Origin of the sequence: Dietzia sp. SYD-A1 (assembly GCF_015356725.1) — a bacterium.
GTDB lineage: Bacteria > Actinomycetota > Actinomycetes > Mycobacteriales > Mycobacteriaceae > Dietzia.
The window spans coordinates 1-4,942 of sequence record NZ_JADDKI010000172.1 but is presented as its reverse complement, the minus strand read 5'-3'; the positions used below and the strand labels follow the sequence as shown (position 1 = coordinate 4,942).

3 protein-coding genes are annotated in these 4,942 nt (G+C 70.8%); all 3 read left to right on the top strand.

Translation table 11 applies throughout. The annotated features are described in order from the left end of the window. Positions 1-123 precede the first annotated feature (123 nt). Complete coding sequence (locus IY392_RS07970; RefSeq protein ID WP_107755466.1) at positions 124-1,089, top strand: cutinase family protein; 966 nt, start codon at positions 124-126, stop codon at positions 1,087-1,089. A gap of 111 nt (positions 1,090-1,200) precedes the next feature. Beyond that, positions 1,201-3,201 (top strand): long-chain-fatty-acid--AMP ligase FadD32, encoded by a 2,001-nt coding sequence (gene fadD32, locus IY392_RS07965; protein ID WP_107755467.1) that lies wholly within the window; start codon positions 1,201-1,203, stop codon positions 3,199-3,201. A gap of 87 nt (positions 3,202-3,288) precedes the next feature. Continuing rightward, positions 3,289-4,942: type I polyketide synthase (locus tag IY392_RS07960; protein WP_194860915.1), on the top strand; the 1,654-nt coding region annotated here is incomplete at its 3' end.

Sequence of the window (4,942 nt, the reverse complement as noted above, 5' to 3'; positions counted from 1 at the left end):
CCGCGGTGCCGTGAGACCTGACACGCCGCGGGGGCCCGTGGAACCCGCCGGCCCCGTGGTGCGTTGGATGTGTCGTCGGCCGCCCGCGGACTCCAGTCGGGCGCCCGGGAAGGAGTTCGAATCGTGGCCCGTGGATCGCGTCGTGGAGGCGGCCGCCGGCTCGGGTGCTCGCTCGGAGCGCTCGTGTTGGTGGTCCTGCTGGTGGTGGGGATCGGCTGGTGGCTCTCGGACCGTGGGCTGCCCACCGGACCGGACGGACCGCTGCCCGGCCCGGCCGAGCCGGAACTGACCCAGCCCGCGGACTGCCCCGACGTGCAGATGATCGCCGTACCGGGGACCTGGGAGAGCAGCCCGACCGACGACCCGTACGCGCCGGCCTTCCTGCCCAACGCCCTGCTCAGGACGATCACCGATCCGCTGTCGGAGCAGTACCCCACCGAACGCCTGGAGGTCTTCACGGTCCCCTACGTGGCACAGTTCCGGAACCCGCAGCGCCCGGACGAGATCACCTACGACCAGAGCCGGGCCGAGGGCACGGATCGTGCGCGCGCCGAGCTGGCGGCGGTGCACGACCGTTGCCCGTACACCTCCTACATCCTCCTCGGCTTCTCGCAGGGCGCGGTGATCGCCGGCGATCTCACCAGCGAGATCGGCACCGGCAACGGACCGGTGCCGGCCGACCTGGTCCGGGGGTCGGTGCTCATCGCCGACGGGCGGCGGCTGCCCGGTGAGGGGCAGTCGCCGGGACTGTCGCCGGGGACGGGTCAGGGCATGGAGATCTCGCTCCAGCCGGTCACGGGATTCACCCAGCTCATCGCGGGCGCCACCATGACGGGCCCCCGGCCCGGTGGCTTCGGGGAACTCGCTGACCGCACCGCCCAGATCTGCGATTCGCGGGACCTCATCTGCAACGCCCCGCTCAACGTGGTGGACGGCGCGGCCCGGTTCCAGGAGTTCGTCGCCAACAACGCCATCCACGCCATGTACGCGACCAACCCGGACGTGATCATGGGGACGACGGTCCCGGAGTGGACCATCGGTCACGTTCGCGAGCTCGTCGACTCCGCACCGGAGATCGCCCACGACTGACGGGCCGACCGAGTACCGTGCATGGGCGCGACACGCCTGCCAGGGTCGGGGATTCGGAGTTCGGATGTGCGCGAGGGCACGCTGTAAGATCGACCAAGCTTGTCGCCCGGTATGTCCGAGGTCGGCGACGTCGGCCATCCAGTCATCGGTTCGGAACGGAGCAACGTGGAGTTCGAGCAGTACCACGACGCCAGCGGGGCGATCGTCATCCCTGATCGCACCACCCTGGTCGACTTCGTCGAAGCCAACGTCTCCGCAGCGCGCCGGGACCCCGCGGCGGACGGCCTCATCTACCGATATATCGACTACTCGTCGTCGCGGCAGGGTGAGGTCTCCGAACTGTCGTGGTCGGACTTCGGTGACCGGCTCTACGCGATCGCCGCACGACTGCAGCAGGTGGCCGCGCGGGGAGACCGGGTGGCGATCCTCGCGCCACAGGGGCTCGACTACATCGTCTCCTTCTTCGCCGCCATCCACGCCGGCCTCACCGCCGTCCCGCTGTTCGATCCGGACGAACCCGGGCACCATGACCGTCTCCACGCCGTCCTCGGGGACTGCACCCCGTCCGTCATCCTCACGTCGACCGAGTCGGCGGCCGGCGTCCGCAAGCTCTTCCGCGATCTGCCCGCCCGTGAGCGCCCCCGCACGGTCGCCGTCGACGCGATCCCGACCGAACTCGGCTCGGGCTGGTCCCGGCCCGACCTCGGGGCGGACGACATCGCCTACCTGCAGTACACCTCGGGATCGACCCGCGTCCCCGCAGGCGTCGAGATCACGCATCGCAACGTCGTCACCAACGTCATGCAGCTCTTCGACGGGCTGGGTCTGACCCGCGCCTCCCGCGGCGTCACCTGGCTCCCGCTGTTCCACGACATGGGACTGCTCACCGTGATCCTGCCCGCGATGGGCGGTGCGACCATCACCGTCATGAGCCCCCGGGCCTTCGTGCAGCGGCCCGGACGCTGGGTCACCCAGCTCGGTGCGATGTCCGACGGCGACGGCGTGTTCGCCGCGGCACCCAACTTCGCGTTCGAGCACGCCGCCCGCCGTGGCCTTCCCCGGGAGGGCGAGTCGCTCGACCTGTCCGGCGTCACCAGCATCATCAACGGATCCGAGCCGGTCACCCCCGCCTCGATGCGCGCGTTCAACGAGGCGTTCGCCCCGTACGGGCTCGCTCCGACCGCCATCAAGCCCTCCTACGGCATGGCGGAGGCGACACTCTTCGTCTCCTCGCCCCGTAAGGACGACGAGGCGATCGTCATCCACGTGGACCGGGATGACCTCAACAAGGGCGTCATGACCGTCCTGGACCCCGACTCGGTGGAGGGGAACGAGGACGCCATCCCGCAGGTGGCGTGCGGGTACGTGGCGCCCAGCCAGTGGGCGGTCATCGTCGACCCGGGAATCGACGGGGCGACGGGCGAGCACGACGGAACCGGCCGTGAGCTCCCCGAGGGGCGGGTCGGTGAGATCTGGCTGCACGGTACGAACGTGGGGCAGGCCTACTGGGGCCGACCGGAGGAGTCCGAGGCCACCTTCGGCAACAGGCTCACCGAGCGCCTGGCGGAGAACTCGAAGACCGTGCGCGAGTTCGGCACCGTCCCCGAGGACGCGCGATGGCTCCGCACGGGCGACTTCGGTGCCTACGTGGACGGTCAGCTGTACATCACCGGGCGGGTCAAGGACCTCGTGATCGTCGCGGGGCGCAACCACTACCCGCAGGATCTCGAGAACACCGCGCAGGACGCCTCCTCCTCCCTGCGCCCGGGCTTCGTGGCCGCGTTCTCCGTGCCCGCCAACCAACTCCCGATCGAGGCCCGTAACGGCGCCGTCATCCCCGCCGATGACTCCTCGGAGACCCTCGTCGTGGTCGGGGAGCGCGCGCCCGGTGCGGGCAAGGCGGATCCCGGACCCATCGCCGACGCCGTCCGTTCGGCGATCTCGGCGAGGCACGGTGTCACGGCCCAGGACGTGATCCTGGTCCCCGCCGGGTCCATCCCCCGTACCTCGAGCGGCAAGATCGCCCGCCGCGCCTGCAAGGCCGCCTACGTCGACGGGACGTTGCGGGGAGGCCACCAGCAGACGGCGTTCCCCGACGAGCCGACGGAGTAGTTCCCGGACCGGTTCACGGCACCACACGTGCGCGGCGGCGACGGGCGAGCACACCGGACGAGACCCGATCGAAAGGCGATCCCCACGATGGCACAGAGCGAGATGACGGTAGTAGAGCTCCGCGACTGGTTACGGGGGTGGGTCTCACGGGCCACCGGACTCGACGGCGCCAAGGTGACCGACGACCGTTCTCTCGAGGAGTTCGGACTGTCCTCCCGCGACGCGGTGACGCTCTCGGCGGATCTCGAGGACCTCCTCGGACGACCACTGGACGCCACGGTGGCGTACCAGCACCCCACCATCGCCTCCCTCGCCGAGTACGTGGTCAACGGCCCGGCCGAGATCGAGGAGCCGGCCGATCTGCACACCTTCCGCCACCGCGGGGCGGGCATGGAGTTCGACGTCGCCGTCATCGGGTTCGCCACGCGGTTCCCGGGCGGTGCGGATTCGCCCGAGGCCACGTGGGAGCTGCTGTCCGAGGGCCGGGACGCGACCAGCCCGCGCCCGGCGACCCGCTGGTCCGAGTGGGCGGGCGACGCCTACGTGCAGCAGGTCCTGGCCGAGGCACCGGACCGGGGCGGGTGGCTCGACGACGCGGAGGTGCGCGACTTCGACGCCGAGTTCTTCGGCATGAGCCCGCGCGAGGCGGAGATGGTGGACCCGCAGCAGCGGTTGGCGCTCGAGCTCACCTGGGAGGCCCTCGAGCACGCGCACCTGCCGGCGAGCGATCTCAAGGGCCACGAGGTCGGCGTGTTCATCGGCTCGTCGTCCAGCGACTACCAGGTGTTCCTGACCTCCGACTCCGCCGCCGCCTCCCCCTACGCGGTCACCGGCGCCTCCAACTCGATCATCTCCAACCGGGTGTCGTACACGTTCGACTTCCGGGGTCCGTCGATGACCCTCGACACCGCGTGCTCCACCTCGCTCGTCGCGATCCACGAGGCCGTCAACTCCCTGCGGCTGCACGAGTCCGACCTGGCCGTGGCCGGCGGCGTCAACATGATGCTGGCACCCGCCGCCACCATGGGCTTCGCCAAGACCGGGGCCGCGCTCAGCCCCGACGGCCGCATCAAGGCCTTCTCCTCCGACGCCAACGGCATCTGCCGCGCCGAGGGCGGGGGACTGTTCATCCTCAAGCGCCTGTCCGAGGCCGAGCGGGACGGGGACGTGGTCCTCGCCGTCATCAAGGGTTCCGCGGTCAACTCCGACGGCCGCTCCAACGGGATGACCGCCCCCAACCCCGACGCGCAGGTCGCGGTGCTGCGCCAGGCCTACGCCGACGCCGGCGTGGACCCCAGGGAGGTCGACTACATCGAGGCCCACGGCACGGGCACCATCCTCGGCGACCCCATCGAGGCCACCGCGATCGGACAGGTGCTCGGCCGCGGCCGTGATGCCGACCGGCCGACCCTGCTGGGCTCGGCCAAGACGAATTTCGGTCACATGGAGTCGGCGGCCGGGGCGGCGGGCCTGGCCAAGATCATCCTCGGAATGGGTCACGACTCGCTCCCGCCCACCCTCAACTTCGCCGGGCCCAACCCGTACATCGATTTCGACGCCGCCCGGCTGAGCGTCGTCACGGAGAGTCGGCCGTGGCCCCGCTACAGCGGTCGGGCGTTGGCCGGTGTCTCCGGATTCGGGTTCGGCGGCACCAACGCCCACGTCGTGGTGGCCGAGTACCAGCCTGCGCCGATCGGTGCCGCGCGGACACCGGCCGCCGACGAACAGGCCGCCGACGAAC